This window comes from Pedococcus sp. NPDC057267, from assembly GCF_042668795.1.
GTDB lineage: Bacteria > Actinomycetota > Actinomycetes > Actinomycetales > Dermatophilaceae > Pedococcus.
The window spans coordinates 21672-47842 of the sequence record NZ_JBHUYG010000018.1 but is presented as its reverse complement, the minus strand read 5'-3'; the positions used below and the strand labels follow the sequence as shown (position 1 = coordinate 47842).

Here is a 26171-nt window from a genome sequence, read left to right as displayed (position 1 = left end):
GCGTCCCCGGCCCGTCCGGGGGGCGTCAGATGAGGCCGAGACCCTTCACGGCCTCACGCTCGTCGGCCAGCTCGGCCGTCGAGGCGTCGATCTTCGCCCGGGAGAAGTCGTCGATCTCCAGACCCTGGACGATCTCCCACCGGCCGTCCTTGACGGTCACGGGGAAGGAGGAGATCAGGCCCTCCGGGACGCCGTAGGAGCCGTCGGAGCAGACCGACATCGACACCCAGTCACCCTCGGGGGTGCCGAGCGCCCAGTCGCGGGCGTGGTCGACGGTGGCGGAGGCGGCCGACGCCGCGGACGACGCGCCCCGGGCCTCGATGATCGCCGCGCCGCGCTTGGCGACGGTCGGGATGAAGGTGTTCTCCAGCCAGTCCTGGTCGTTCACGGCCTCGGCGGCGTTCTTGCCGGAGACCTCGGCGTGGAACAGGTCGGGGTACTGCGTGGCGGAGTGGTTGCCCCAGATCGTCATCTTGCGGATCTCGGTGACCGGCACCTGCAGCTTGGCCGCGAGCTGGGAGATCGCGCGGTTGTGGTCGAGGCGGGTCAGCGCGGAGAAGCGCTCGCGGGGGATGTCGGGGGCGTTGCTCATGGCGATGAGCGCGTTGGTGTTGGCCGGGTTGCCGGTGACGGTGACGTGGATGTCGTCGGCCGCGACCTTGTTGAGGGCCTTGCCCTGCGGGGCGAAGATGCCGCCGTTCGCCTCGAGCAGGTCACCGCGCTCCATGCCCGGGCCGCGCGGGCGGGCACCGACGAGCAGGGCGTGGTTGACGCCGTCGAAGATCTTCTCCGCGTCGTCGCCGATCTCGACCTTGGCCAGCGTCGGGAACGCGCAGTCGTCGAGCTCCATGACGACACCCTCGAGCGCCTTGAGCGCGGGGGTGATCTCGAGCAGGCGCAGCTCGACCGGGGTGTCCGGGCCGAAGAGCGAGCCGCTCGCGATGCGGAACAGGAGGCTGTAGCCGATCTGGCCGGCCGCGCCGGTGACGGCGACCTTGACGGGGGTAGTGCTCACGGTGGGGACCCTTCGCGTCGCTGGTGGGGTGTCTGCGGCCGACGCTAGCAGGACGGCCGCGCACGCCGACCGGGTGGTTGCCGCGTCCTGCGCGCGCGGGGAGCGGCCGGCCGGGTCCGGCGGATGCCGGGTGGCTAGGGTCGGTCCATGCCCGTCCCCGAGTTCGTCGTGGCCCTGCGCGAACGGGTCGGCACCGACCTGCTGTGGCTCAGCGGTGTCAGCGCCGTCGTCCGCAACGACCGCGGCGAGGTGCTCCTGGTCCGTCGTGCCGACAACGGGCAGTGGGCGCTGGTCAGCGGCATCCTCGAGCCGGGCGAGCAGCCCGCCGAGGGCCTGCGCCGCGAGATCGAGGAGGAGACCGGCGTCGTCGCGACCGTCGACACCCTCACCGGTGTCTGGACCCTCCCGCCGATCGAGTACCCGAACGGCGACCGCGCGCAGTACCTCGACCTGTGCTTCCTCGCCACGCACGTCTCCGGGGAGGCCCGCGTCAACGACGACGAGTCGCTCGAGGTGGGCTGGTTCGCGCCGGACTCCCTGCCCCCGATGATGGAGCGCTCGCGCGTCAGGCTCGACCGCGCGCTCGCGCACGACGGCCGGGTCTGGTTCCTCACCGGCGACGCCTCCATCGACCACGTGTACGCCGACCGCGGCTCCGACGACGCCCAGGACGGGTATGCCGGCCGGCCGGCCCGCGACGAGACCCTCGCCACCCTCCGGGACGGGGACCGCGAGGTCCTCGTGCGCAGGGCGTACGAGGCCGACCTGCCTGACATCGTCCACCTGCTCGCCGACGACCGGCTCGGGGTGAGCCGCGAGGACGAGAGCGACCTCACGGCATACCGGCGCGGGCTCGCGGCGATCGATGCCGACCCCAACCAGCTCCTGGTCGTCCTCGACGACGGTGGCGACGTGGTCGGGACGCTGCAGCTGACCTTCATCCCGGGCATCTCGCACGGCGGCGCCTGGCGCGCGCAGGTCGAGGGCGTGCGCGTCGCGGCCGACCGGCGCGGCAGCGGTCTCGGGGGCCAGCTCATGGAGTGGGTCGCGCAGGAGAGCAGGCGGCGTGGGTGCCGGATGGTGCAGCTCACGACCAACAAGTCGCGCACCGACGCCCACCGGTTCTACGAGCGGCTCGGCTTTGTCGGCTCGCACGAGGGCTACAAGCTCGACCTGGGCGGTGCGCGGCCGCCCGCCGTGACGGACGGCGTCGCCCCCTAGGCTGGCCACAAGCCGGACGCGGACCCACCGCGAGACGCGGGTGTCAGCCCGGGTCGCGCGCCTCGGCGGCCCGCAACATGGCGGTGCGCATCCACGCGTACAGCGCCTGGTCGCCCGCGGCGGTGGTCAGGCCGTAGACGGTCCCCGCCGGACCGGACGGCGTGAACACGTGCCGCACGGTGAGCCGGCTTCGCGCGGGTGCCTCGCGGTCGACCTCGAGCGTCAGCCGCATCGTCCCCGGCAGCTTCGTCAGCGGGCGCAGGACGAGGCGACGGTGCGAGCCCGTGGCCACGACCTCCTCGACCCGCCAGAAGTCGAGCAGGTCGCCCGCCCTCGGCGGCCGGTCGGGCCGCTCCCGGCGCCGCCCCGGTCCGCCGAGGAGGCGGTCGACGCCGCAGCGTGCTGCCCACACGACCTCGGGGGTGAACCACCCGGTGTCGCCGCCGACCGAGGTCACGACCCGCCACAGCCGTCCCACCGGGACCTCGGCCGTGCCGGTGTGGGTGCCGCTCAGCAGGCCGGTCGGGTCGGGGAGGTCCACCGCGCCCACGCTAGGGCCTGGCGCGCGGCCGCGCTCGCGTCGCGCGCACCCGCTCGTCGCGCTCGCGTGAGAGAGAGCGCGGAGGTGCGGGGCCGCGTGCGGACGTGCCGGGTCGGCCGCCGTCGCCCAGACTTGCCCGGTGAGGACGACGAGGGGCGGGACTGCATGATGACGCGGCGCTGGCTGTTCGCCGACCAGCTCGGTCCGCACTTCGACGTCGGCCGCGACGGGGTGCTCCTCGTCGAGAGCCGTGCTGCGCTCGGGCGCCGTACCTACCACCGCCAGAAGCTGCACCTCGTCCTGTCGGCCCTGCGCCACCGTGCGGCCGAGCTCGGCGACTCCGCGGTGCTCCTGCGCACGTCGACGTATGCCGAGGCGCTCGCCGAGGTGGGGGAGCCCGTGCGCGTCTACGAGCCGACGTCGCGGTCGGCGGAGCGGTTCGTGCACCGGCAGGTGGAGACCGGCACGGTCGAGGGCGTCGACCCGACGCCCGGGTTCTCGTTGCCGCGCACCGAGTTCCGGGCCTGGGCCGACGGCCGGCGCCAGCTGCGGATGGACGACTTCTACCGGTTCCAGAGGCGCCGGCTCGGGCTGCTGCTCGACGGTGACGGCCCGGTGGGCGGGTCGTGGTCCTACGACGCGGAGAACCGCGAGCCCCCGCCGAAGGGGGCCGAGCGGCTGGACGTGCCCGCGCCCTACAAGCCCCGCGAGGACGAGATCGACGCGCAGGTCCGCGACGACCTCGACCGGTGGGAGCGCGAGGACGGGCTGCGGACGGTCGGTCGGGACGGGCCGCGCCTGTTCGCAGTGACCCGGCGAGAGGCACTGGCGGCCCTCGAGCGGTTCATCACCGAGCGGCTCCCCGCGTTCGGGCCGCACGAGGACGCCATGCTCAGGGGCGACTGGGCGATGGCGCACAGCCTGCTGTCGGTGCCGATGAACCTGGGGCTGCTCGACCCGGTCGAGGTGGCTGAGCGGGCGGTCGCGGCACACCACGACGGGAGCGCCCCGCTGGCCTCGGTGGAGGGGTTCGTGCGACAGGTGGTCGGGTGGCGCGAGTACGTGTGGCACCTCTACTGGCACTTCGGCCCGACCTACCGCCGGCGCAACGCGCTCGCGGCCCGCCGGTCCCTGCCGACCTGGTTCGACGAGCTCGACGCCGACGCGGTCGAGGCCTCCTGCCTGCGGGACGTCCTCGAGGGCGTGCGCGACCGCGGCTGGGTCCACCACATCCCGCGGCTGATGGTCCTCGGGAACTGGGCGGCGCAACGTGGCTACGACCCCGACGCCCTGACCGAGTGGTTCCAGACGCGGTTCGTCGACGGGTACGACTGGGTCATGCCGGCCAACGTCGTCGGCATGAGCCAGCACGCCGACGGCGGCGCGATGGCGACCAAGCCGTACGTCTCCGGCGGCGCCTACGTGAACCGCATGTCCGACTACTGCGGTGGATGCCGGTACGACCCGAAGGTCCGCGTCGGGGAGCACGCCTGCCCGTTCACGGCCGGGTACTGGGCGTTCCTCGACCGGACCGCCGACCGGCTCGAGGGCAACCTGCGGATGGCGAGGCCGCTGCAGCAGCGGCACCGGCTGGCCGACCTCGACGACCTCGTGGAGCAGGAGCGCCGCCGCGGCGCCTCGGCCCCCTGAGCCGCGACCCGGCACACGGCTCCCGTCACGGCTTCGGGGGTGCAGGGGTGACGGTTCGTCACTCCTGCACCCCCGAAGGTCACGAGGTGCGGCGGGCCGGGCCCACCTGCTCGGTCAGCGCAGCTCGGCGAGCACCGCGTTGAACGTCGCGGACGGGCGCATCACCGCGGACGCCTTGGCCGGGTCCGGCCGGTAGTACCCGCCGATGTCGGCCGGGTGGCCCTGCACGGCGAGCAGCTCGTCGTTGATCTTCTGCTCGTTCGAGGTCAGGGCCTCGGCGACCGGGCCGAACGCCTCGGCCAGCGCGGCGTCCTCGGTCTGCCTCGCCAGCTCCTGCGCCCAGTAGAGCGCAAGGTAGAAGTGGCTGCCGCGGTTGTCGATCTGGCCGACCTTGCGGGCCGGCGACTTGTTCTCCTCGAGCAGGGTCCCGGTCGCGCGGTCGAGGGTGTCGGCGAGCACCTGCGCCCGGGCGTTGCCGGTCGTGGTGGCCTCGTGGCGGAAGGACTCGGCCAGGGCGAGGAACTCGCCGAGGCTGTCCCAGCGCAGGTAGTCCTCGGCCACGAGCTGCTGCACGTGCTTGGGGGCCGAGCCGCCGGCGCCGGTCTCGAAGAGGCCACCGCCGTTCATGAGCGGGACGACCGAGAGCATCTTGGCCGAGGTGCCGAGCTCGAGGATCGGGAAGAGGTCGGTGTTGTAGTCGCGCAGGACGTTGCCGGTCACCGAGATGGTGTCCTCGCCCTTGCGGATCCGCTGCACCGACAGGGTCGCAGCCTCGACGGGGGACAGGATCGAGATGTCCAGGCCCTCGGTGTCGTGCTCGGGCAGGTACGCCCTGACCTTGGCGATGAGGTTGGCGTCGTGCGCGCGGGTCTCGTCCAGCCAGAACACCGCCGGCGTCTGCGAGGCGCGGGCGCGCGTCACGGCCAGCTTGACCCAGTCGCGGATCGGGGCGTCCTTGGTCTGGCAGGCGCGCCAGATGTCGCCCGGCTGCACGTCGTGCGCCATGAGCACGTCGCCGGCCGCGTCGACCACCTCGACGCGGCCCGCCTCGGCGATCTCGAACGTCTTGTCGTGGCTGCCGTACTCCTCGGCCTTCTGCGCCATGAGGCCCACGTTGGGCACCGAGCCCATGGTGGTCGGGTCGAAGGCGCCGTGGGCGCGGCAGTCCTCGATCACGGCCTGGTAGACGCCCGCGTAGGACGAGTCGGGGATGACGGCGAGCGTGTCGTGCTCCTGGCCGTCCGGGCCCCACATGTGGCCCGACGTGCGGATCATCGCCGGCATCGAGGCGTCGACGATGACGTCGCTCGGGACGTGCAGGTTCGTGATCCCCTTGTCGGAGTTCACCATCGCGAGCTCCGGGCCGTCGGCCAGGGCGCGGTCGAAGGCAGCCTTGATCTCGGCGCCGTTCGGCAGCGTGTCGAGCCCGGCGAGGACCGCGCCGAGGCCGGCGCTGCCGTCGAGGCCGGCCGCGAGCAGCGCGTCGCCGTGCTCGGCATACACGTCGGCGAAGAAGGCGCGCACGACGTGCCCGAAGACGATCGGGTCAGAGACCTTCATCATCGTGGCCTTGAGGTGCACCGAGAACAGCACGCCCTCGGCCTTGGCCCGCGCCACCTGGTCGCGCAGGAACGCGTCGAGCGCGGCGGCGCGCATGACCGTCGCGTCGACGACCTCGCCCTCGAGCACCTTGAGCCCGTCCTTGAGGACCGTGGTGCCGCCGTCGGTGACGAGCCGGATGGTGAGCGTGTCGGCGGCGGGCATCACGACGGACTGCTCGTTGGAGCGGAAGTCGTCCCGGCCCATGGTGGCGACGTTGGTCCTGGAGTCCGGCGACCAGGCGCCCATCGAGTGCGGGTGCTTGCGGGCGTAGTTCTTGACCGACTCCGGAGCGCGGCGGTCCGAGTTGCCTTCGCGGAGAACGGGGTTCACGGCGCTGCCCTTGACGCTGTCGTAGCGCGCGCGGGCGTCCTTCTCGGCGTCCGTCCGCGGCTCGTCGGGGTATGCCGGGAGGTCGTAGCCCTGCGCCTGCAGCTCGGCGATGGCGGCCTTGAGCTGCGGCACCGAGGCGGAGATGTTGGGGAGCTTGATGATGTTCGCCTCGGGGGTGGTGGCGAGCTGGCCGAGCTCGGCCAGGGCGTCCCCGATGCGCTGCTCCGGCGGCAGCTGGTCGTCGAAGGCGGCGATGATCCGCCCGGCGAGGGAGATGTCACGGGTCTCGACGTCGACCCCGGCGGTGCCGGCGAAGGCCTCGATGACGGGGAGGAACGAGTAGGTCGCCAGCATCGGCGCCTCGTCGGTGAGGGTGTAGATGATCGTGGCCATGGTGCGCGTGGACGCTCCTCGCTGTGTGGTCGTTCGCTGGGTCGTGCCGATTATCTTGATGTCAAGACAAATCCTACCGGAGTGACAGGTCCCGGGGAACCCGGAGCCGGGGTCGCGGCGCCTCAGGCGACGGGCGTGAGGTCCTCGGGGTCGACGACTCCGGTGATGTCCTCGTCGCGCCGGTCGATGCCGGTGACGAGGTGGTACGTGGCGCCCGCGATGGCAGCCCCGAGCAGCGGCGCCACCCAGAACGCCCACAGCTGGCCCGGCGCCCCGTCCCCGTTGAAGAACGCGACCGCGGTCGACCGGGCCGGGTTGACCGAGGTGTTGCTGATCGGGATCGAGATGAGGTGGATGAGCGTCAGCGCCAGCCCGATCGCGAGGGGCGCGAACCCCACCGGCGCCCGCTCGTCGGTCACGCCGAGGATGACGTAGAGGAAGAACGCCGTGAGGATCGCCTCCGCGCACAGCACCGCCACGAGCGTGTAGCCGCCGGGGGAGTGGTCGCCGTAGCCGTTGGCGGCCAGGTGGCCGGTCGCGCTGAACCCGGGGACCCCCCGGGCGATGCCCCACAGGGCGAGCCCGGCCAGCAGGCCCCCGACCAGCTGCGCCACGACGTATGCCGGGACGTCCCGCCAGGGGAACCGCCGGGCCACCGCGACGCCGAGCGTGACCGCGGGGTTGAAGTGCGCGCCGGACACGTGGCCCACGGCATACGCCATCGTCGTCACGGTGAGCCCGAAGGCCAGGGCGACGCCGAGGAACCCGATGCCGAGCTGGACGCTCTGGCCGGCGACGACGTTCGGGGCCAGGAACTTCGCCGCGAAGACCGCGCTGCCGCAGCCACCGAAGACGAGCCAGAACGTGCCCAGGACCTCGGCGGCCAGGCGTGAGCGCAGTGCGGGGATGCGCATGGGGGTCCCTCCCGGTACGGCGGGCCCCGTGGGCCCGGTCGGGACCACTGTCCCGCACCGGCGCGCGTCGCACACCCCCACGGCGCCCCTCGGCCGAACGGATGAGGGGCGGGTCGCCGCATACGTCGGATGAATGAGACCCAACCCGGGCGAACCGGACAGTCGTCCTTACCTTTTCTTTACCAAAGCGAGGCATTTCTTTGACTAAGCCGCCACGATGGGTCCACACGAGAGGGGCCTGCGGGGGCCCCGGACAAGGGGTGGAGCATGGACGAGCGACCCAGCAGGGTGGGCGCCGCCGACTACGGTCTGGTCAGCAGACGGACCGTCAACCTGGGGGCGGCGTGGTCCGTCCCCGTCGTCCTCGCGGCCGTCGCCGCGCCGGCGGCCCAGGGGTCGCAGACGCCGCTGGACCAGCGGTCGGCCCTCTTCGGCGGCATCACCGCCAAGAAGGGCACCACGGTCAACGGCAACCGTGAGGTGACGTTCACGCTGTCCTTCGCGGGGGTGCAGGGCAGCAACGCGGTCGTGATCACCGCGATCTCGGCGGGAGGCCCCTGGACGTCGTCGATCCCCACGCCGCCGGCAACGGTCGACCCGACCCACACGGACGCCGTGTTCATCATCCTGCGGACACAGAACTCGAGCATGCCCGTCACGGTCAGCTACACGGTGAACGGCGTGCCGGCCTCCGTGACCGTCACCATCGTCTAGGGGCTCGTGGTGGTGGGGGTGGCGTCCGTGTCGTCGGGCGGGGGCTCGACGACACGGACGGCCGCCAGCCGCAGGAGGAAGCCGGCGACATCGGCCTCCACCTCGGCGGCGGGGACACCCACCGCCTCGGCCACCCGGCTCGCGACCTCCCGGCTCGTCCCCGGCTCCGCCAGGGCGTGCCAGACGGAAGCTGCCGGCCCCTCCAGCACCATCGGGCGGCCGGTCGCAGGGTCTGCGAGCGGGAGCACGACGACCCGGGACCCGCGGTCCACGACCGCGACCTCGGCGCAGCGCCGCCACAGGCCGTCAGGCACGTTCCACCAGCCCGTGCCCGGTGAGCGTGTCGAGGGCACGGGCGACCAGGACAGCAGGGTCGTCGCCCCCGGGCGGCGCACCGAACCGCTCCACCAGCACCGCCACGAGCCGCTCCTCCTCGGTCCAGTCCGGGCAGGCGTCGAGCAGCGTCGTGGCCAGGGCCGAGAGGCGAACCACCTCGCGGCCCACGAGCACCACGGACTCCCCGTCGCGGTCCACCCGGTCCGCGACCGGCAGCCGGCGAGCCCTCACCGGGGCACCGCCAGCCAGCCGTCCACCAGCTCCGCGAGATCCGCGGACTCCCGATAGGTCACCACATGCACTCCACCGAGGGACTCGACCAGCGCGGCGACGCGCTGGAGGGGCCGTTCGAGCGACGGCAGGTGCGACGCGTGGTGCGTGAGCTCCACGACCGCGTCGAGCGTGCCGAGCGTCGTCACGGCCGGGGCGCCGACGTGCGCGTCGTCGCGGCGCAGGACCGCCAGGGCGGCCGCCCGGACCGGGCCCGTCGGTGCCTGCAGGCCGGCGGCGCTCGGGGCGGTCTCGTCCTTGAAGAGGCTGCCCGGGGCGCGACGCACGGACAGCGGCTTCGGGTACGGCTCGATGCTCCCGTCGGCCCGGACGACCGCGGTCTCGTCCGTGACGTACCAGCGGCCACGGCCGAGGGTCCGCACCAGGGTCGTCTTGCCGGTGCCGCCCGGCGCGACGAAGACGGCCGCGCGGCCGCTCGCCGGGTCGGCGAGGCAGGCGGCGTGGAGCATGAGGTGGCGACCGGCCAGCGCGTCGATGGCCGCCACGGTGACGCGCTGGGTCAGCAGCTGCAGGAGGTCCTCGAGGTCGGCCGCGGTGACGGGCTCGGTGCGGTGGCGGACGGGGCCGTGCGCCTCGACGTCCGGGGGCACGGTCGGACCGTCGAAGTGGACCGGCACCGTCGCCTCGGGCAGCGCGTCGCCGGCGGCGCGGCAGTGCTCCCAGAGCCGCGGGAGCCGGGCCAGCACCTCACCGGCGCGGGCGCCGGTCACCTCGATGCCCACCACGACGCCCATGGCCGACACGGCGGTGCGCAGCGCCGCACCCCGGTCGTCGGTCACAGCTCGCAGGGTAGAGGACGGTTTCGCACGAAGGGGGAGATCGCATGGAGCTGACCGACTACCTGCGCGTGGTCCGGGCCTACTGGCGCGGGGTCGCGCTGCTGGTCCTGCTGGGCATCGGCGCGGCGGCCGGCCTCAGCCTCGCCACGCCGAAGGTGTACCAGGCCGACGCGAGCGGGTTCGTCTCCGCCGGGTCCGCGACGACCACCGGTGAGGCCTCGGTCGGCGACAGCCTGGCCAAGTCGCGCGCCGCGTCCTACGTCGACCTCGCGACCTCCCGCGCGACCGCGCAGGCGGTCATCGACGACCTCCACCTCACGGCGTCGCCCGCCGCCCTCATCGGCCAGGTCAGCGTCACGCAGCCGACCGACACGGTCCTCATCAAGATCAGCGCGCGTGCCACGTCGCCGCTGGCGGCCCAGCACCTCGCCGACGCCTGGGTCCGCGCCCTCAGCGACCAGGTGCGCAAGGTCGAGGACCCGGCCGGCACGTCGCTGCAGGCCCTGCGGCTCGAGCCCGTCGAGTCCGCGTCGCTGCCCACCGCCCCGATCTCGCCCAACCTCACCCGCAACGTCGGGATGGGTTTCGCCGCCGGGCTCCTGCTGGGCCTGGGGTATGCCGTGCTGCGCAGCCAGCTCGACCGCAAGGTGCGCCGGGCGGAGGACGTCCAGCGCATGTTCGGCGTGACGGTCGCCGCCACCATCCCGCGGAGCCCGGCGATGGTCCGCCGGGACGGCGACCTCGTGCCGCTGGTCGTGGGCGCCGAGCGCGACGACCCCGCCCACGCGGCGGAGGCGTTCCTCAAGCTGCGCACCAACCTGCAGTTCATGGACGTCGACGACCCACCCCGGATCATCGTGGTGACCAGCCCGCTGCCCGGCGACGGCAAGTCCAGCGTCGCCGCCAACCTGGCCGCCGCCCTGTCGCTGTCCGACCGGCGGGTCGTGCTGATCGACGGCGACCTGCGCCGGCCGGTGGTGGCGGAGTCGTTCGGCCTCGTCGAGGGCGCGGGCCTCACCGACGTCCTCATCGGCCGGGTCCGGTTCGCCGACGTGGCCCAGGGCGTCGCCTCGCTGCCGAACCTCACGGTCCTGGCCGCCGGCGGCACCCCGCCCAACCCGAGCGAGCTGCTGGGGTCCAAGGCGATGGGGCGGCTGCTGCGCGGCCTGGCCGACCGGGGCTACACCGTGATCGTCGACGCCCCGCCCCTCCTCCCCGTCACCGACGCCGCGGTCCTCACGGCCTCGGCGGACGGCGCCCTCGTGGTGGTCGCCGCCGGGCAGACGCTGGACAGCCAGCTGGGCGCGGCCCTGGGCAACCTCGACGCCGTGCAGGGACGCACCCTCGGTGTCGTCCTCAACCGGGTCGCCCCACGGTCCACGGACAGCGGCCACTACGGCGACTACTACGGCCGCGGCCGTTCCGTCGCGCCCGTGGCGCTGGCGCCCCTCGAGCCGGACCAGCTGGTGCTCCCCACGGCCGGCCCCGGCGCGGTCGCGCAGCAGGTCGTCGCGAAGTCGGCCTAGGAGTCCGCGCACCGGGCCGGGGGTGCCCCCGGTGGCGTCAGCGGGGCCCGGTGGATCCCTCGCGGGCGCTGGCCCGGGTCACGAAGGCGGCCAGGTCGGCGCTCTGCGCCAGCCGGCTCGGCTCGTGCACGTACATCATGTGGCCCGCCTCGTAGTAGGCGTGCTCGATGTTGGCCCGCAGCTGCGGCGTCAGGTCCAGGTGCGCGACGGCGTCCTCGGCGGCCCAGTACGGCGTCGCGGCGTCGTGGTACCCGTAGGACACGTGCACCTGCAGGTGGGGGTTGGCCCGCATCGCCCGCGACAGCTTGGCGCTCACGTCGACCGGCTTGCCCTCGAACTCCTTGAACGACCACTCCTTGTACGCCCGCGACGAGCTGGCCGTGTAGGCCAGGTCCTGCCCGTAGCCGAGCTCCTGGCGCAGGTAGTGGTTGAGGGCCGCCGAGTACGACCCGAGGATCGCGTCCATCGACGGGTCGGCGTCCCACGTCGCGGCGTTGCCGTGGTGGAGGGGACCGGTGAACCGGGTGTCGAGGCGGCCGACGGCCAGTCCCCGGTCGCGCAGCAGCTCGGTGAGGAAGTGGACGTGCTCGACGCGCAGGTCGGCCCGGTCGACGTACTCCTCCGACAGGCCGGTGAGCGCCGCGATCCGGCGCACGTGCTCGGCGCGCTCGGCCGAGGTGAGCCGTGACCCGCGGGCGAGGGCCCACGGGTAGTCGCGCGCGGCATACTCCTCGGCCTCGGCGAGCACCGTGCGCAGCGCCTTGCGGCCGTGCTTGCCGTGGTGGTGGGCCGTCGCGGCATACGTCGGCAGGTAGTCGACGTACGCCCGGTCGTTGCGGTAGTCGAACTCCACGGTGTCGAGGTCGAGGACCGAGCTGATCAGCATGATGCCGTTGAGGTAGAGCCCGTGGGCGCTCTGCAGGTGCTCGGCCAGCGCAGCCGCCCGCACGGTGCCGTAGGACTCTCCGGCGACGAACTTCGGTGACAGCCAACGGTTCTCGCGACTGGTCCACATGCGGATCAGCTCGCCGACGCTCTCGATGTCACCGGTGAAGCCGTGGTAGTCCTTGGCCTTCCCGCCCTGCACGGCGCGGGAGAAGCCGGTCGACACCGGGTCGATGAAGACGAGGTCGGAGACGGCCAGCAGCGACTGCGGGTTGTCCAGCAGGCCGTACGGCGGCGGCGTCAGGGCGCCCGCGTCACCGGAGTCGACGCGGCGCGGGCCCAGCAGGCCGAGGTGCAGCCACATGGAGCTCGAGCCGGGGCCGCCGTTGAAGGCGAACGTCACCGGCCGGTTGGTCCCTGCCGGTGCGTCCACGACGTATGCCGTGATGCTCAGCTCCGCCTTGGCCCGCAGCCCCTTGAAGACGTCCTCCTCGAAGACCTCCTCCCGCAGCACGACCCGACCGGTGGTGGACGTGTAGTGCAGGCGGCGCCGGCCCACCGCGAGGGTGTGCCGCGTGGTGACCAGGTCGTCCTTGGGCGGCGCAGGTGTCGTCGTCACCGTGGTCGTGTCGGTGGTGGTCGTCGTCGAGGAGCCCTCCGCCCTGGCGGTCTCGGCGGGCGTGGAGGTGGGCGGGTGCTGGGCGTCGTCGGCCATGGCTGCACCCTAGTGCGGGGAGGGCGGACCGGTCCCGGAGAATGGGCCGGTGCGTGTGATCTCGGCCAACGTCAACGGAGTTCGCGCTGCCGCTCGTCGCGGCGGCATGCAGTGGCTGGCAGAGCAGCAGCCGGACGTGCTCTGCCTTCAGGAGGTGCGGGCCTCGGACGAGCAGCTCGCGCAGGCCCTGGAGGCCGGCGGGTTCGGCGACTGGCACGTCGCCCACACCGAGGCCGAGGCGAAGGGGCGCGCCGGTGTCGCCGTCGTCAGCCGTGACCCGCTGCTGCGTGTGGCGACGTCGGTCGGCGCGCGCGACTTCGACGGGGCGGGGCGCTGGGTCGAGGCCGACGTGGCCACCCCGGCCGGGACGGTCACCCTGGCCTCGACGTACGTGCACACGGGGGAGGCCGGCACACCCCGGCAGGAGGAGAAGTACCGGTTCCTCGACGCGGTCACCGTGCGGCTCACGCAGTGGGCGGCCGCCGGGGCGCTGGCCGTCGTGACCGGCGACCTCAACGTCGCCCACCGCGAGGACGACCTCAGGAACTGGAAGGGCAACCTCACCAAGTCCGGCTTCCTCGCCGACGAGCGCGCCTACCTCGACCGCTGGTTCGCGGACGGTGACTGGGTCGACGTCCACCGCCGGCTCCACGGTCCGGGCCCGGGCCCGTACACGTGGTGGTCGTGGCGCGGCAAGGCGTTCGACAACGACGCGGGGTGGCGCATCGACTACCAGGTGGCCAGCCGTGCCCTCGCCGCGCGGGCGACAGCCGCACGGGCCGGCCGCGCCGCGGCATACGACCAGCGGTGGTCCGACCACGCCGCCGTCGTCGTCGACTACGACCTCGGCTGACCGCGCCGCGAGGTGCGAGGTGCGAGGTGGCACTGCCCGGCCGGGCTGGACGGCCGGCCGGGCAGGCCCGTCTAGGAGTCGCGCGCGGCAGCGCCCGAGGCCGTCACGGCGAAGGCCTGCGGGGCCCGGAAGCCCTTGTCGGCGAACGCCGCCTCCACCCGCTCGATCGTCTCGTCCACGGCGTCGGCCCGCACCAGGGCGATGGCCGACCCGCCGAACCCCCCGCCTGTCATGCGCGCACCGAGCGCCCCCGCTGCGAGCGCGGTCTCCACCACCGTGTCGAGCTCGTCGACGGAGATCTCGAAGTCGTCGCGCATCGAGGTGTGGCTCTGCAGGAACAGCGCTCCCAGCCGCTCGAAGTCGTCGTGCCGCAGCGCCTCCCGCGCCTCGACGACGCGGTCGATCTCGGTGACGACGTGACGGGTGCGGCGGCGCAGCAGGTCAGACGAGAGCTGGCCCAGCGCGTCGTCGAGGTCCCCGACCGCGACCTCGCGCAGGGTCGGGACCCCGAGCTCGCGGGCGGCCTGCTCGCAGCTGTCGCGCCGCTCGGCGTACTGGCCGTCGACCAGCGCGTGCTCCGCCCGGGTGTCGACGACGAGCAGCGCCAGGCCGGCCCGGGCGAGGTCGAACGGCACCTGCTCGGTGTGGTGGTCACGGCAGTCGAGCAGGAGGGCGTGGCCGGGCTCGGCGAGCATCGCGGCGGACTGGTCCATGCCGCCGGTGGGTGCCTGCGCGACGGTGTTCTCGGCGTCGACGCACGCGGCGGCCAGGGCAGTGCGCCCTGCCGTGCCCGAGAGCAGGCCGAGCCCGAAGAGGTCGGAGGCAGCCGCGGCCACGGCGCACTCGAGTGCGGCCGAGCTCGACAGGCCGGCGCCCAGGGGCACCCGGCCGTCGACGGCCACGTCGAGGCCTGACACCGCGTGCCCCGCCCGGCGCAGCGCCCACGGGACCCCGGCGACGTACGCCGCCCACCCTTCGGGTCGACCCGGTCCGACGTCGTCGAGATCGACCTCGACGACGTCCCCGCCCTGGGCCGACACCATGCGCAGCAGCCCGTCGTCGCGACGGCGCACGGCCGCGAACGTCCGTTGCGGCAGCCCGATCGGCAGGCACAGGCCGCCGTTGTAGTCGGTGTGCTCACCGATGAGGTTGACCCGTCCGGGCGCCGACCAGACGCCCTCGGGCTCGGCGGCGAAGGCGTCGCGGAAGACCGCGGAGGACGACTCGGTGCTCATGCACCCACCTCGCGCAGGCGGGCGGCGATGTCCTCGGGGGACACGTCGTTGACCCAGCCGCCGACTCCCGACTCCGACCCGGCGAGGTACTTCAGCTTGCTGGGCGAGCGCAGCACCGACATGACCTGCAGGTGCAGGCGCGAGACGTCCCGGCCCTCCTTCGCCGGGGCCTGGTGCCACCCGGCGATGTACGGCAGTCGCACGTCGCGTCCGTCCTTCTTGACGTAGTAGCGGTCGAGCCGCTGCAGCAGGTCGAGGTAGAGCACCGCGAGCTCGTCGCGCTCGTCGTCGTCGAGGGCGGGGAGGTCGGGGACATCACGGTGCGGGGCGAGGTGCACCTCCACCGGCCACCGCGCGGCATACGGGACGTAGGCCGTCCAGTGCCGCCCGCTGAGGACGACCCGCCGCCCGTCGCGGCGCTCGGCCTCGAGCAGGTCCGCCCCGAGCAGCCGCCCGGTGGCGGCGTGGTGCTCGCGTGCCCGGGCGAGGATCGCGGCCGACCGCTGCGGCACGTAGGGATAGGCGTAGATCTGGCCGTGCGGGTGGTGGAGGGTGACGCCGATCTGCTGGCCGCGGTTCTCGAAGCAGAACACCTGCTTCACCTCGGGGACGGCCCCGAGCTCCGCGGTCCGGTCGGCCCAGGCGTCGATCACCGTGCGCGCGCGCTGCGGGCTCAGCTCGGCGAAGGTCGAGTCGTGGTCGCTGGTGAAGCAGACGACCTCGCAGCGGCCGAGGGCCGGCCCCGAGCGCTCGAGGTCGGAGCGGGTCTCGGGCGCGAAGTCGGAGACGGGCGCGTAGGAGGGGAACCGGTTCTCGAAGACCACGACGTCGTACGAGCTCTCCGGGACCTCGGACGGGACGGTGCCGGTGCCGGTGGGGCAGAGCGGGCACTCGTCCTTCGGCGGCAGGAAGGTGCGGTTCGAGCGGTGGCCAGCGATCGCGACCCAGTCACCCACGAGGGCGTCGTGACGGACCTGGCCGGCGTGCGCGCGGGCCCCGAGCGGGCGTCCGTCGACCGCCTCACGCGGGGGCGCGTCCGGGCTGTCGTCGAAGTAGATGATCTCGCGGCCGTCCGCCAGGGTGCGGCTGGTGCGGCGCACGCGGACGCGCTCCCCGTGGGTGGTCATGCGCTGCCCTCCCGTCGTTCGGTGCGGCCGTGGTCGCGCGCCACGACGAGGGTGTCGACGAGGTCGGCCACCGTTGCCCGGGCGCGCTGCGACAGCTCGTCGTCGGTGACGAGGACGTCGACCTGGTCGAGGTCGAGGAACGTGCTGAGCCCGATGACGCCGAACTTCGAGTGGTCGACGAGCACGCAGGTCCGGCGGGCGCAGGCGACGAGGGCGCGGTTGGTCTCGGCCTCGACGAGGTTGGGGGTCGTGAGCCCGGCGGCGGCGTCGACCCCGTGCGCGCCGAGGAAGAGCAGGTCGACGTGCAGCGAGCGCAGGGCCGCGACCGCGACCGGTCCGACCAGGGCGTCGGACGGTGTGCGGATGCCGCCGGTGAGGACGACGGTCTGCCCGGGGGTGCCCGACTCGTGCAGCAGCTGGGCCACCGGCACCGAGTTGGTGACCACCGTGATGTCGGGGACGGCGCGGACTGCCCGGGCGAGCTCGTAGGTCGTGGTCCCGGCGGAGATGCCGATCGACGAGCCGGGCTCCACCAGGGCCGCCGCCGCCTCGCCGATCGCCCGCTTCTGCGCCGTCATCAGCGTCGACTTCGCGCGGAAGCCCGGCTCCTCGCTCGTCGGCGTGCTCACCGCGACCGCTCCGCCGTGGACGCGCTCGAGCAGACCCTGGTCCGCCAGCTGGTCGATGTCGCGCCGGATCGTCATGTCCGAGACGCCGAGCTCGGCCACGAGGTCGGACACCCTGACGGCCCCGGTCTGCTCGACGAGGTCGGCGATCCGGCTGCGGCGCTGGCTGGCGAGCACGGCTAGGACTCTCGGACCACGGCGACGCCACCGGCCGGCAGCGTCACCTGCGGCCCGACGGCCGCCTCGCGCACCAGGTTCGTGCCGGACGCCGGGACGGTCTGCTCGCTGTCGGTGTGGTTGACGAGGAACAGCCACGAGCCGTTCGCGCCGCTGCGCCGCACGGCCTCGACGCCCGGCGGGACGGCCGCGGCCGGTTCCACTCCCGCGTCGGCCAGCACCCGGTCGAGCAGGCTGCCGAGCAGCTCGTCGTCCGGCAGGGTCCCGAGGTACCACGCACTGCCCTCGCCCACGGTCGCCCTCGTGACCGCGGGCTTGCCGGCGAGCGGGCCCGACCCGTACGTCTCGACGGTCTCGGCGCCGTGGGTCGTGAGGTCCTCGCTCCACAGGGTGCCGGTGCCCGAGCCCACGGCGACGGTCTCGCCGACCCGCAGCGGGAAGAACTCCTCGGCGCGGACCTGGAGCAGTTCGCGGAAGGCGCCGGGGTAGCCGCCGAGCCGCACGTGGTCGTGCTCGTCGCTGATGCCGGAGAAGAAGGTCACGACGACGTGCGCACCCGCGGCGGCGGCGTCGGCCACGGCCCGGGCGTGGGCGTCGGTCACCGAGTAGAGGGTGGGCACGACGACGACCCGGTATGCCGAGAGGTCGGCACCGGGGTGCACGACGTCGGCCGTCACGCCCCGGTCGCGCAGCAGGCGGTGGACCGCGTGGGGAACGGCGGTCGGGTGCAGGGCACTCGACGGCATCGCGGGACCGGTGGCCGCCCAGTTCGACTGGTAGTCCCACAGGATCGCGACCTGTGCCTCGACCGTGCTGCCGACGACCTCGCCCAGGCGCGCCGCGAGGGCGCCGAGCTCGGCCACCTCGCGGAAGCGCGCGCTGTCGCGGCCGGCGTGCGGCACGAGGGCGGAGTGGAACTTCTCGGCGCCGGCCCGGGACTGGCGGAACTGGAAGAAGCCGAGCGTGTCCGCGCCGCGCGCCACGTGGACGACACTGTTGCGGGTCATCTCGCCCGGCGCCTTGGCCGGGTTGACCGGCTGCCAGTTGACCGCGCTGGTCGAGTGCTCCATGAGCAGCCACGGCCGGCCGCCGGCAAGGCCACGGGTCAGGTCGCCGCAGAAGGACAGCTCGGCCTGCGGGTGCTCGAGGGCGTCGACGACGTAGTGGTCGGTGCTGACGACGTCCTGCTCGGGCGCCCACTGGGAGTAGTCGAGGTGCTCGAAGTGCGCGAGCGTCATGAAGTTCGTCGTGACCGGGACGCCGGGGGAGACCTCGCTCAGGACGGCCTTCTCCGCGCGGAAGAAGTCGAGCAGCTGGTCGGACTGGAACCGTCGGTAGTCCAGGACGTGGGTCGGGTTGTGGAACGTGGTCGTCCGGCGCGGGGGCAGGACCTGGTCCCACTCGGTGTAGCGCTGGCTCCAGAACGCGGTGCCCCACGAGTCGTTGAGGGCGTCGAGGGTCTCGTGCCGCCGGCGCAGCCAGACCCGGAACGCCGCGGCGCACGTGTCGCAGTAGCAGGGGATGTTGTGACAGGCGTACTCGTTCGACACGTGCCACAACGCCAGGGCCGGGTGGTCGTGGTACCGCTGGGCCAGCTGGCGGGTCAGGGCCAGGGCGTACTCGCGGTAGACGGTGGAGCTGGGGCACCACGCCTGTCGGCTGCCCGGCCACAGGGTGTGGCCGTCGACGTCCACCGGGAGGATGTCGGGGTGGGCTGCCGAGAGCCACGGCGGGGGCGTGGCGGTGGCGGTCGCGAGGTCCACCGCGACGCCGTTGGCGTGCAGCAGGTCCATGACCTCGTCGAGCCAGCCGAACTCGTACTCGCCCTTGGCGGGCTCGAGCCAGGACCACGAGAAGATCCCGAGGGACACGAAGCTCACACCGGCCTCACGCATCAGGGCCATGTCCTCGTCCCAGACCTCACGCGGCCACTGCTCGGGGTTGTAGTCGCCACCGAAGGCGACCCGGTCACTCGGCCATGAGCGCATGACGGTCAGTGTCGGGACTCGGTCGGCAAATGTCAACAGAAACAAACATGGACGGACCCCGGGCGCGCACCTCGGTTCCGGCCCGCGTCTACAGGCCGGAAGTCCTTGACATTGAGCACGTTACGAGCGGAAAACGGGAAGATGACGAATCGGCCGCAAGCCCTTGACAGAAACATGGCGGACGGTCATTCTCAGTCCGGAGCTGTTGGTTTCTGATCGAATGTGTGGCTATCGATCCGGAGCCCTCGGCACATCGTCGTCGCGTCAAAGGAGACCGAAATGACCCGCCCCGCCACCGAGGCCGAGTACCTCGCCAGCCTTGTCCCGCCGTCCGTCCGTGGCGTGGACCGCCGGACCCTGCTGCGCGGTGCCCTGGGCGCCGGGACGCTGCTGGCCGCACCCTCCCTGCTCGCCGCGTGTGGCGGCGGGAGCTCCAGCGGCGGCGGTGGCAAGGCCACCGGCACCGTCACCCTCGGCTCGAACCAGTCGGACGCCGTGCCGAAGGCCGCCGTCCAGTCCGTGGTCGACGCGTTCCAGAAGGCCAACTCCGGGATCACGGTCAAGATCAACACGATCGACCACAACACGTTCCAGGAGAACATCAACAACTACCTGCAGGGCTCGCCGGACGACGTGTGGACCTGGTTCTCCGGGTACCGCATGCGGTTCTTCGCCGACAAGGGCCTGGCCGGTGACATCTCGGACGTGTGGAAGAACCTCTCCGGCATGTCCGACGCGCTGAAGAAGGCGTCCACCGGGGACGACGGCAAGCAGTACTTCGTGCCGTCCACCTACTACCCGTGGGCCGTCTTCTACCGCAAGAGCGTCTTCCAGGAGAAGGGCTACGAGGTCCCCAAGACGCTGGACGACTTCAAGACGCTCGGCGCCAAGATGAAGAAGGACGGCCTCGTCCCGATCGCGTTCGGCGACAAGGACGGCTGGCCCGCGATGGGCACCTTCGACCAGCTCAACCTGCGCATCAACGGCTACGACTTCCACGTCAGCCTCATGGCCGGCAAGGAGGCCTGGAACGGCGACAAGGTGAAGAAGGTCTTCGACACCTGGGCCGGGCTGCTCGACCTGCACCAGCCGGACTCCCTCGGCCGCACCTGGCAGGAGGCCGCACAGGCCCTCCAGCAGAAGAAGGCGGGGACCTATGTGCTCGGCGCATTCGTCGCCCAGCAGTTCACCAAGGGCGCCGAGCAGGACGACCTCGACTTCTTCAACTTCCCCGAGGTCGACTCCACCATCGGTGCGGACGCGATCGAGGCGCCGATCGACGGCTACATGATGGCCAAGCGGCCCAAGAACGAGGCGGGCGCCAAGAAGCTCCTCGCCTACCTCGGGTCCGCGGATGCCCAGAACCTCGCCGTCAAGGCCGACCCCTCGGTCATCGCGACGACCGACCAGGCCGACCAGGGCAGCTACACCGCCCTGCAGAAGAAGTCGGTCGAGTTCGTCAAGCAGGCCAAGTCCATCGCGCAGTTCATGGACCGCGACACCCGGCCCGACTTCGCGTCGACCGTGATGATCCCCGCGATCCAGACCTTCATCAAGAACCCGAAGGACATCGACGGGCTCTGCAACAGCATCGAGAACCAGAAGAAGAGCATCTTCGGCTCCTGAGCCACCAGGGCCCGGGCGGGCCTGACCCGCCCGGGCCCTCGTGCTCGCCCCCCACCGAGGAGGTTCTCGTGGCGAGACGCAAGTACAAGGGCATCGACCACCTCAGCCCGGTCGACCGGGTGGTCGTGGCGTTGATGATCGCGGTCCCGACTGCGCTGGTGCTCTGGCTGGTATGGGTGCCGGCCATCGGCTCGGTCCTGCTGTCCTTCACCGACTGGGACGGCATCGGGCCGATCTCCTCGGCCAAGGTGATCGGGCTGAAGAACTACCAGGACGTCGTGAGCATCTACCCGCCGTTCTGGCCGGCGGTGCAGCACAACCTGATCTGGCTGGGTGGGCTGTTCTTGGTGGCCACGCCGTTCGGCCTCTTCCTGGCCGTGCTGCTGGACCGCGAGCTGCGCGGGTCCCGGATCTACCAGACGGCCATCTACCTGCCGGTCGTCCTGTCGCTGGCCCTCGTCGGCTTCATCTGGCAGCTGATCTACAGCCGCGACCAGGGCCTCATCAACCAGGTCACCGGCAGCACCATCGACTGGTACGGCGACCAGCGCTACAACCTCTGGGCCGCCCTCATCGCGGCGAGCTGGCGGCACGTCGGCTACATCATGCTGCTGTACCTGGCCGGGCTGAAGGGCGTCGACCCGAGCCTGCGCGAGGCCGCCCGCGTCGACGGGGCCAACGAGCGGACCACCTTCTTCCGGGTGGTGTTCCCGGTCATGGCGCCGATCAACGCCATCGTGCTCGTCGTCACGGTCATCGAGTCGCTGCGCGCCTTCGACCTCGTCTGGGTCATCAACAAGGGACGCAACGGCCTGGAGCTCATCTCCACGCTCGTCACGAGCAACATCGTTGGCGAGGCCAGCCGCATCGGCTTCGGCTCGGCCATGGCGACGATGATGCTGCTCATCTCGAGCGTGTTCGTCGCCATCTACCTGCGGTACGCCTTCAAGGAGCAACGATGAGTGCCGTCGTGGATTCGGGAAACGCGGCCACCAAGGCCCTCCTGGGCAAGAGCGGCCGACCGCAACCGGTGGGCGGCAGCCGTGGCCGCCTCGCCACCCAGGTCTTCCTCGCCGTCGTCGCCCTGGTGTGGATCTTCCCCGTGGCCTACGCGTTGCTGGGGAGCTTCCGCGACTACGCCTACACGAGCAAGCACGGGTACTTCTCGTTCGGCGGGTTCACCCTGCAGAACTACAAGGACGCGTGGCAGCAGGCCGACTTCACGCACACCATGCTCAACTCGGCATACATCACCATCCCGGCTGTGCTGCTCACGCTCTTCCTCTCGTGCTGCGTGGCCTTCGTCGTCGCGCGGTTCTCGTGGAAGTTCAACCTGGCGCTGCTGGGTGTGTTCACGGCGGCCAACCTCCTGCCGCCGCAGGCCCTGCTCATCCCGGTCTACCGCATGTTCCGTTCGATCGAGGTCCCGTTCTGGTTCAGCGAGTCCGGGACCCTGCTCAACAGCTACTGGGGCCTGATCGCGGTCAACGTCGCCTTCCAGACGGGATTCTGCGCCTTCGTCCTGTCGAACTACATGAAGGCACTGCCGCGCGAGCTGTACGAGTCGGCGGTCGTCGACGGTGCCGGCGTGCTGCGCCAGTTCTTCCAGATGACGCTCCCGTTGTGCCGTCCTCCGCTGGCCGCGCTGGCGACGCTGGAGGTCACCTGGATCTACAACGAGTTCTTCTGGGCGACCGTGCTGCTCCAGTCCGGTGACAAGTTCCCCGTGACGAGCTCGATCAACAACCTGCGGGGCCAGTTCTTCACGGACTTCAACCTCGTCGCGGCCGGTTCGGTCGTGATCGCCCTGCCGACCCTGATCATCTTCTTCGTCCTGCAGAAGCAGTTCGTCGCCGGCCTGACGCTGGGAGCCACCAAGGGATGAGTCCCGACCTCGAGGTCCTCCGATCCGCCGGCACCCTCGTGGTGCTCGACACCTCGGGGCCGGGCCTCCCGCGCGTCCTGCACTGGGGCGCCGACCTGCCGGACGGCGCGGTCGAGGCGCTGCCCCTGCTCGCGCAGGGTCCCGTGCCCCCGAACGCGCTGGACCAGCCGTGGCCGCTCACGCTGCTGCCCACGGGCGGCGACGGCTGGCTGGGCACCCCGGCGTATGCCGCGCACCGCGCCGGCGGCGCGACGGCGCCGCGGTGGCGGGGCACCACGACCCGCGAGGGTGCAGGCACCGTCCGCACGGTCGCCGAGGACGGAGGGGTCCGGGTCCAGGTCGTGCTCGAGCTCGACGACCACGGGGTGCTGCGCGTCGGCCGCTCCGTGACGAACACCGGGCCGGCCGCGGACGACGGCGCCGCCCCGCTCGACCTGACGGCGCTGCGGGCGGTGCTGCCCCTGCCGTCCCGCGCCACGGAGGTGCTCGACCTCACCGGGCGCTGGTGTCGCGAGCGCTCGCCGCAGCGCAGCGCACTCCACGAGGGCACGCACCTGCGCGCCTCCCGGCGTGGACGCACCGGCCACGACGCGACCCTGCTGCTCCTGGCCGGGACGTCCGGCTTCGGCTTCGGCCAGGGCGAGGTGTGGGCGACGCACGTCGCGTGGAGCGGCAACCACGAGCACCTCGTGGAGCGGCTGCCCGAGGGCGCCGGGATGCACGGTTCCGTCCTCGGTGGCGGTGAGCTGCTCGAGGCCGGCGAGGTGCGCCTGGATCCCGGCGAGACCTACACCGCGCCCGACGTCCTCTTCGTCCACGCGACCGACGGCCTCGACGGGATCTCGCGTCGGCTGCACCGTCGCCAGCGGGCCACCCGCACGCGGGCGACCGGCCCGCGGCCGCTGGTCCTCAACACGTGGGAGGCCGTCTACTTCGACCACGACCTCGACCGGCTCAAGGGCCTGGCCGACACGGCCGCCTCGATCGGCGTCGAGCGGTTCGTCCTCGACGACGGCTGGTTCGGCGGCCGCCGCGACGACCACCGGGGCCTCGGGGACTGGGTGGTCTCGGACGAGGCGTGGCCGACCGGGCTCGAGCCGCTCGTGCGGCACGTCAAGGACCTCGGCATGGAGTTCGGCCTGTGGTTCGAGCCGGAGATGGTCAACGAGGACTCCGACCTCGTGCGCGCCCACCCCGACTGGGTGCTCGGCCCCCGCGCGGGCCGGCCCCGCGAGTCCCGCCACCAGCAGGTGCTGGACCTGGCCGACCCCGAGGCGGCGGCGCACGTCGAGCGGCACATCAGCGCCCTGGTCGGCAACCTCGGCATCGACTTCATCAAGTGGGACCACAACCGCGACCTGCACGAGGCGGTCCGCAGCGACGGCCGCGCCACCGACCGACCCGCCGTGCACGAGCAGACGGTCGCCTTCTACGCGCTGCTCGACCGGTTGCGCGAGGCGCACCCGGACCTGGAGATCGAGTCCTGCTCCAGCGGCGGCGCCCGGGTCGACCTCGGCGTGCTGTCCCGCACGGACCGCGTCTGGACCAGCGACTGCAACGACCCGCTCGAGCGCGTGCAGATCCAGCGCTGGACCTCCCTCCTGGTCCCGGCCGAGACCATGGGCACCCACGTCGGGCCGGCGACCGCGCACACCACCCACCGCACGTTCGACCTGCCGTTCCGCATGCTCGTCGCCCTGCAGGGCCACGCGGGGCTGGAGTGGGACGTCAGTGCCTGCACGCCCGAGGAGCTCGGCGCGCTGCGCGCCTGGTCGGGCCTGTACCGCGAGCTGCGCGGCCTGCTGCACACCGGTGACCTCGTCCGCGACGCCGTCGACGACGGCACGCTGCTCGTGACCGGCACGCTCGCCGCGGACCGGGCACAGGCGGCATACACGGTGCTGCGCACCGACAGCGCGCGGCGGGCGACGCCCGGCCTCGTCCGGCTGCCGGGACTCGACCCCGAGCGCACGTATGCCGTGCAGGTGCGGCCCGAGGCCGGCCTGCCGGCGCTCGTGCAGCACGTGGCCCCTGGGTGGTGGGAGCAGGCGCTCGCCGGCGACCTCCACCTCGACGGCGCGCTGCTGTCGCAGGTCGGGCTGCCCATGCCGGTGCTCGCACCCGCCCAGGGATTCCTGCTGCACCTCACCTGACACAATGGCGCCCATGTCCGCCACGCCCACCCAGCAGGCGCTGCCCCGGATCCTGTCCGGCATGCAGCCCACCAGCGACTCGCTCCACCTCGGCAACTACCTCGGGGCGCTGGTCAACTGGGTGAAGCTGCAGGACGACTTCGACGCGTTCTACTTCGTCGCCGACCTGCACGCGCTGACCGTGCCGACCGACCCCGAGGTCCTGCGCCGGCGCACCCGTGTCACCGCGGCCCAGTTCATCGCCGGCGGGGTCGACCCCAAGCGCTCGGCGGTGTTCTGCCAGAGCCACGTCACCGAGCACGCCGAGCTCGGCTGGGTGATGAACTGCCTCACCGCCTTCGGCGAGGCGAGCCGGATGACGCAGTTCAAGGACAAGACGGCCAAGGGCCAGAACGCCAACGTCGGGCTGTTCACCTACCCGATGCTCATGGCGGCCGACATCCTCATGTACGACGCGGCCTACGTGCCCGTCGGCGAGGACCAGCGCCAGCACCTCGAGATCACCCGCGACCTCGCCGAGCGGTTCAACACGCGCTTCGGCGGCGGCCTCGTCGTGCCCGAGCCGTACATCGTCAAGGGATCGGCGAAGATCCAGGACCTGCAGGACCCGACCGCGAAGATGAGCAAGACCGGCTCGTCGCCCAAGGGCCTCATCGACCTCATGGAGGACCCGGCCCGGATCGCCAAGAACATCCGCTCGGCCGTCACCGACACCGAGGCCGAGGTCCGCTACGACCCGGAGGGCAAGCCCGGGGTCTCCAACCTGCTCGTCATCCACTCCGTGCTCTCGGGCACGCCCGTGGAGCAGGTCGCGGAGTCGTTCGCGGGCAAGGGCTACGGGGACCTCAAGAAGGAGGTCGCCGACGTCGTGGTCGCGGCACTGACGCCGTTCCAGGAGCGCATGCGCGAGCTCCTCGACGACCCCGCCGAGCTCGACCGGATCCTCGCCGACGGCGCGGACCGGGCGCGCGAGGTGGCCCGGGGCACCATGGCCCGGGTCCGCGACCGGGTCGGCCTCCTGCCCGCAGTTCGGTAGGGTCGCTCGGGTGCCGACCATCGGTGTGTCGATCGCCATCCCCTCACCGCACGCGGAGATGCTGCAGGCGAAGCGGGCTTCCTTCGGTGACCCCCTCGCCGACTCCATCCCGACGCACGTGACCCTGCTGCCGCCGACCGAGGTCGAGCCCGAGCAGATGGCGGCGGTGGAGGAGCACCTGGCCCAGGCTGCCGCGAGCCGCGAGCCGTTCTCGATGGTCCTGCGCGGCACGGGCACGTTCCGGCCCGTCTCGCCGGTCGTCTTCGTCCAGGTCTCGGCCGGCATCGGCGAGTGCGAGCTGCTGGAGCAGGCCGTCCGCCGGGGGCCGCTGAAGCGCAAGCTCGACTTCTACTACCACCCGCACGTGACCGTGGCGCACCACGTCCCGGACGAGAGCCTGGACCGGGCCCTGCAGGAGCTCGCCGACTTCGAGTGCACCTTCGAGGTGAGCGAGTTCCACCTCTACGAGCACGGCGCCGACTCCGTGTGGCGCCCGGTGACGTCGTTCCCGCTGGGTGGGTGCCCTGACACGTCCCGACCGATCGGAGCCTGA

The 26171-nt window shown here is 72.4% G+C and carries 23 protein-coding genes; 11 read left to right on the top strand and 12 right to left on the bottom strand.

Going from position 1 to position 26171, the window contains the following annotated elements:
- Window positions 1-25: 25 nt before the first annotated feature.
- Window positions 26-1015, bottom strand: coding sequence for a malate dehydrogenase (locus tag ACFUC1_RS06335; protein ID WP_379117780.1), 990 nt, complete (start codon window positions 1013-1015; stop codon window positions 26-28).
- Window positions 1016-1162: 147 nt separating this feature from the next.
- Between ACFUC1_RS06335 and ACFUC1_RS06330 the strand changes: the two genes are divergently transcribed.
- Entirely contained in the window at window positions 1163-2236 is a 1074-nt protein-coding gene (locus ACFUC1_RS06330; protein WP_379117778.1) for a GNAT family N-acetyltransferase, read from the top strand.
- Window positions 2237-2279: 43 nt separating this feature from the next.
- Here the strand turns inward: ACFUC1_RS06330 and ACFUC1_RS06325 are convergent, their stop codons facing one another.
- Window positions 2280-2777 (bottom strand): DUF2867 domain-containing protein, encoded by a 498-nt coding sequence (locus ACFUC1_RS06325; RefSeq protein WP_379117776.1) that lies wholly within the window; start codon window positions 2775-2777, stop codon window positions 2280-2282.
- 165 nt (window positions 2778-2942) lie between these two features.
- On the opposite strand from ACFUC1_RS06325, the gene ACFUC1_RS06320 reads away from it, so the two are divergent.
- Window positions 2943-4427: a cryptochrome/photolyase family protein gene (locus tag ACFUC1_RS06320; protein ID WP_379117774.1), complete on the top strand. Its 1485-nt coding sequence runs from the start codon at window positions 2943-2945 to the stop codon at window positions 4425-4427.
- 114 nt (window positions 4428-4541) lie between these two features.
- Here ACFUC1_RS06320 and ACFUC1_RS06315 read toward each other — a convergent pair whose 3' ends face one another.
- Window positions 4542-6752 (bottom strand): NADP-dependent isocitrate dehydrogenase, encoded by a 2211-nt coding sequence (locus ACFUC1_RS06315; protein ID WP_379117772.1) that lies wholly within the window; start codon window positions 6750-6752, stop codon window positions 4542-4544.
- 122 nt (window positions 6753-6874) lie between these two features.
- Window positions 6875-7666 carry an aquaporin Z gene (gene aqpZ, locus ACFUC1_RS06310; protein WP_379117769.1) on the bottom strand — a complete coding sequence of 264 codons (792 nt, stop codon included), beginning with the start codon at window positions 7664-7666 and terminating at the stop codon, window positions 6875-6877.
- A gap of 267 nt (window positions 7667-7933) precedes the next feature.
- Here aqpZ and ACFUC1_RS06305 point away from each other — a divergent pair, with 267 nt between their 5' ends.
- Window positions 7934-8380 carry a hypothetical protein gene (locus ACFUC1_RS06305; RefSeq protein ID WP_379117767.1) on the top strand — a complete coding sequence of 149 codons (447 nt, stop codon included), beginning with the start codon at window positions 7934-7936 and terminating at the stop codon, window positions 8378-8380.
- Here ACFUC1_RS06305 and ACFUC1_RS06300 read toward each other — a convergent pair.
- The 3 genes from ACFUC1_RS06300 to ACFUC1_RS06290 are packed head-to-tail and all read right to left on the bottom strand — an operon-like array spanning window position 8377 to window position 9786.
- Complete coding sequence (locus ACFUC1_RS06300; RefSeq protein WP_379117765.1) at window positions 8377-8694, bottom strand: PqqD family protein; 318 nt, start codon at window positions 8692-8694, stop codon at window positions 8377-8379. The genes ACFUC1_RS06305 and ACFUC1_RS06300 overlap by 4 nt on opposite strands.
- Window positions 8687-8947, bottom strand: a complete 261-nt coding sequence (locus ACFUC1_RS06295; protein WP_379117763.1) for a hypothetical protein — start codon at window positions 8945-8947, stop codon at window positions 8687-8689. The genes ACFUC1_RS06300 and ACFUC1_RS06295 overlap by 8 nt, the downstream gene beginning before the upstream one ends.
- Entirely contained in the window at window positions 8944-9786 is an 843-nt protein-coding gene (locus ACFUC1_RS06290) for a hypothetical protein (protein ID WP_379117761.1), read from the bottom strand. Before ACFUC1_RS06290 ends, ACFUC1_RS06295 begins: the two co-directional genes overlap by 4 nt.
- A gap of 44 nt (window positions 9787-9830) precedes the next feature.
- Here ACFUC1_RS06290 and ACFUC1_RS06285 point away from each other — a divergent pair, with 44 nt between their 5' ends.
- The gene (locus ACFUC1_RS06285; RefSeq protein WP_379117759.1) at window positions 9831-11312 is read left to right on the top strand and encodes a polysaccharide biosynthesis tyrosine autokinase; all 1482 of its coding nucleotides are present in this window, start codon (window positions 9831-9833) and stop codon (window positions 11310-11312) included.
- Window positions 11313-11349: 37 nt separating this feature from the next.
- Here ACFUC1_RS06285 and ACFUC1_RS06280 read toward each other — a convergent pair whose 3' ends face one another.
- Complete coding sequence (locus ACFUC1_RS06280) at window positions 11350-12912, bottom strand: S10 family peptidase (protein WP_379117757.1); 1563 nt, start codon at window positions 12910-12912, stop codon at window positions 11350-11352.
- A gap of 49 nt (window positions 12913-12961) precedes the next feature.
- Here ACFUC1_RS06280 and ACFUC1_RS06275 point away from each other — a divergent pair, with 49 nt between their 5' ends.
- On the top strand, window positions 12962-13765 hold the full coding sequence (locus tag ACFUC1_RS06275) for an exodeoxyribonuclease III (RefSeq protein WP_379117755.1): 804 nt from the start codon (window positions 12962-12964) through the stop codon (window positions 13763-13765).
- Between the two features lie 71 nt (window positions 13766-13836).
- On the opposite strand, the gene galK is transcribed toward ACFUC1_RS06275, so the two are convergent.
- From galK to ACFUC1_RS06255, 4 genes are read right to left on the bottom strand one after another with little or no spacing between them, the layout of a single operon-like run.
- Window positions 13837-15000 (bottom strand): galactokinase, encoded by a 1164-nt coding sequence (gene galK, locus ACFUC1_RS06270; RefSeq protein WP_379117753.1) that lies wholly within the window; start codon window positions 14998-15000, stop codon window positions 13837-13839.
- Window positions 14997-16127: a galactose-1-phosphate uridylyltransferase gene (gene galT, locus ACFUC1_RS06265; protein ID WP_379117751.1), complete on the bottom strand. Its 1131-nt coding sequence runs from the start codon at window positions 16125-16127 to the stop codon at window positions 14997-14999. Before galT ends, galK begins: the two co-directional genes overlap by 4 nt.
- Window positions 16124-16930, bottom strand: coding sequence for a DeoR/GlpR family DNA-binding transcription regulator (locus tag ACFUC1_RS06260; RefSeq protein WP_379117749.1), 807 nt, complete (start codon window positions 16928-16930; stop codon window positions 16124-16126). Before ACFUC1_RS06260 ends, galT begins: the two co-directional genes overlap by 4 nt.
- Window positions 16931-16932: 2 nt before the next feature.
- Window positions 16933-18918 carry a beta-galactosidase gene (locus ACFUC1_RS06255; RefSeq protein ID WP_379117747.1) on the bottom strand — a complete coding sequence of 662 codons (1986 nt, stop codon included), beginning with the start codon at window positions 18916-18918 and terminating at the stop codon, window positions 16933-16935.
- A 279-nt stretch (window positions 18919-19197) separates the two neighbouring features.
- Here ACFUC1_RS06255 and ACFUC1_RS06250 point away from each other — a divergent pair, with 279 nt between their 5' ends.
- From ACFUC1_RS06250 to ACFUC1_RS06225, 6 genes are all read left to right on the top strand, one after another.
- Window positions 19198-20544 (top strand): ABC transporter substrate-binding protein, encoded by a 1347-nt coding sequence (locus ACFUC1_RS06250; protein ID WP_379117746.1) that lies wholly within the window; start codon window positions 19198-19200, stop codon window positions 20542-20544.
- Between the two features lie 68 nt (window positions 20545-20612).
- On the top strand, window positions 20613-21506 hold the full coding sequence (locus ACFUC1_RS06245) for a carbohydrate ABC transporter permease (protein ID WP_379117744.1): 894 nt from the start codon (window positions 20613-20615) through the stop codon (window positions 21504-21506).
- Between the two features lie 8 nt (window positions 21507-21514).
- On the top strand, window positions 21515-22429 hold the full coding sequence (locus ACFUC1_RS06240; protein WP_379117741.1) for a carbohydrate ABC transporter permease: 915 nt from the start codon (window positions 21515-21517) through the stop codon (window positions 22427-22429).
- Window positions 22426-24582 carry an alpha-galactosidase gene (locus ACFUC1_RS06235; protein ID WP_379117738.1) on the top strand — a complete coding sequence of 719 codons (2157 nt, stop codon included), beginning with the start codon at window positions 22426-22428 and terminating at the stop codon, window positions 24580-24582. Before ACFUC1_RS06240 ends, ACFUC1_RS06235 begins: the two co-directional genes overlap by 4 nt.
- Before the next feature lie 4 nt (window positions 24583-24586).
- Window positions 24587-25618 (top strand): tryptophan--tRNA ligase, encoded by a 1032-nt coding sequence (gene trpS / locus ACFUC1_RS06230; protein WP_379117735.1) that lies wholly within the window; start codon window positions 24587-24589, stop codon window positions 25616-25618.
- A 10-nt stretch (window positions 25619-25628) separates the two neighbouring features.
- Window positions 25629-26171: a 2'-5' RNA ligase family protein gene (locus tag ACFUC1_RS06225; protein WP_379117733.1), complete on the top strand. Its 543-nt coding sequence runs from the start codon at window positions 25629-25631 to the stop codon at window positions 26169-26171.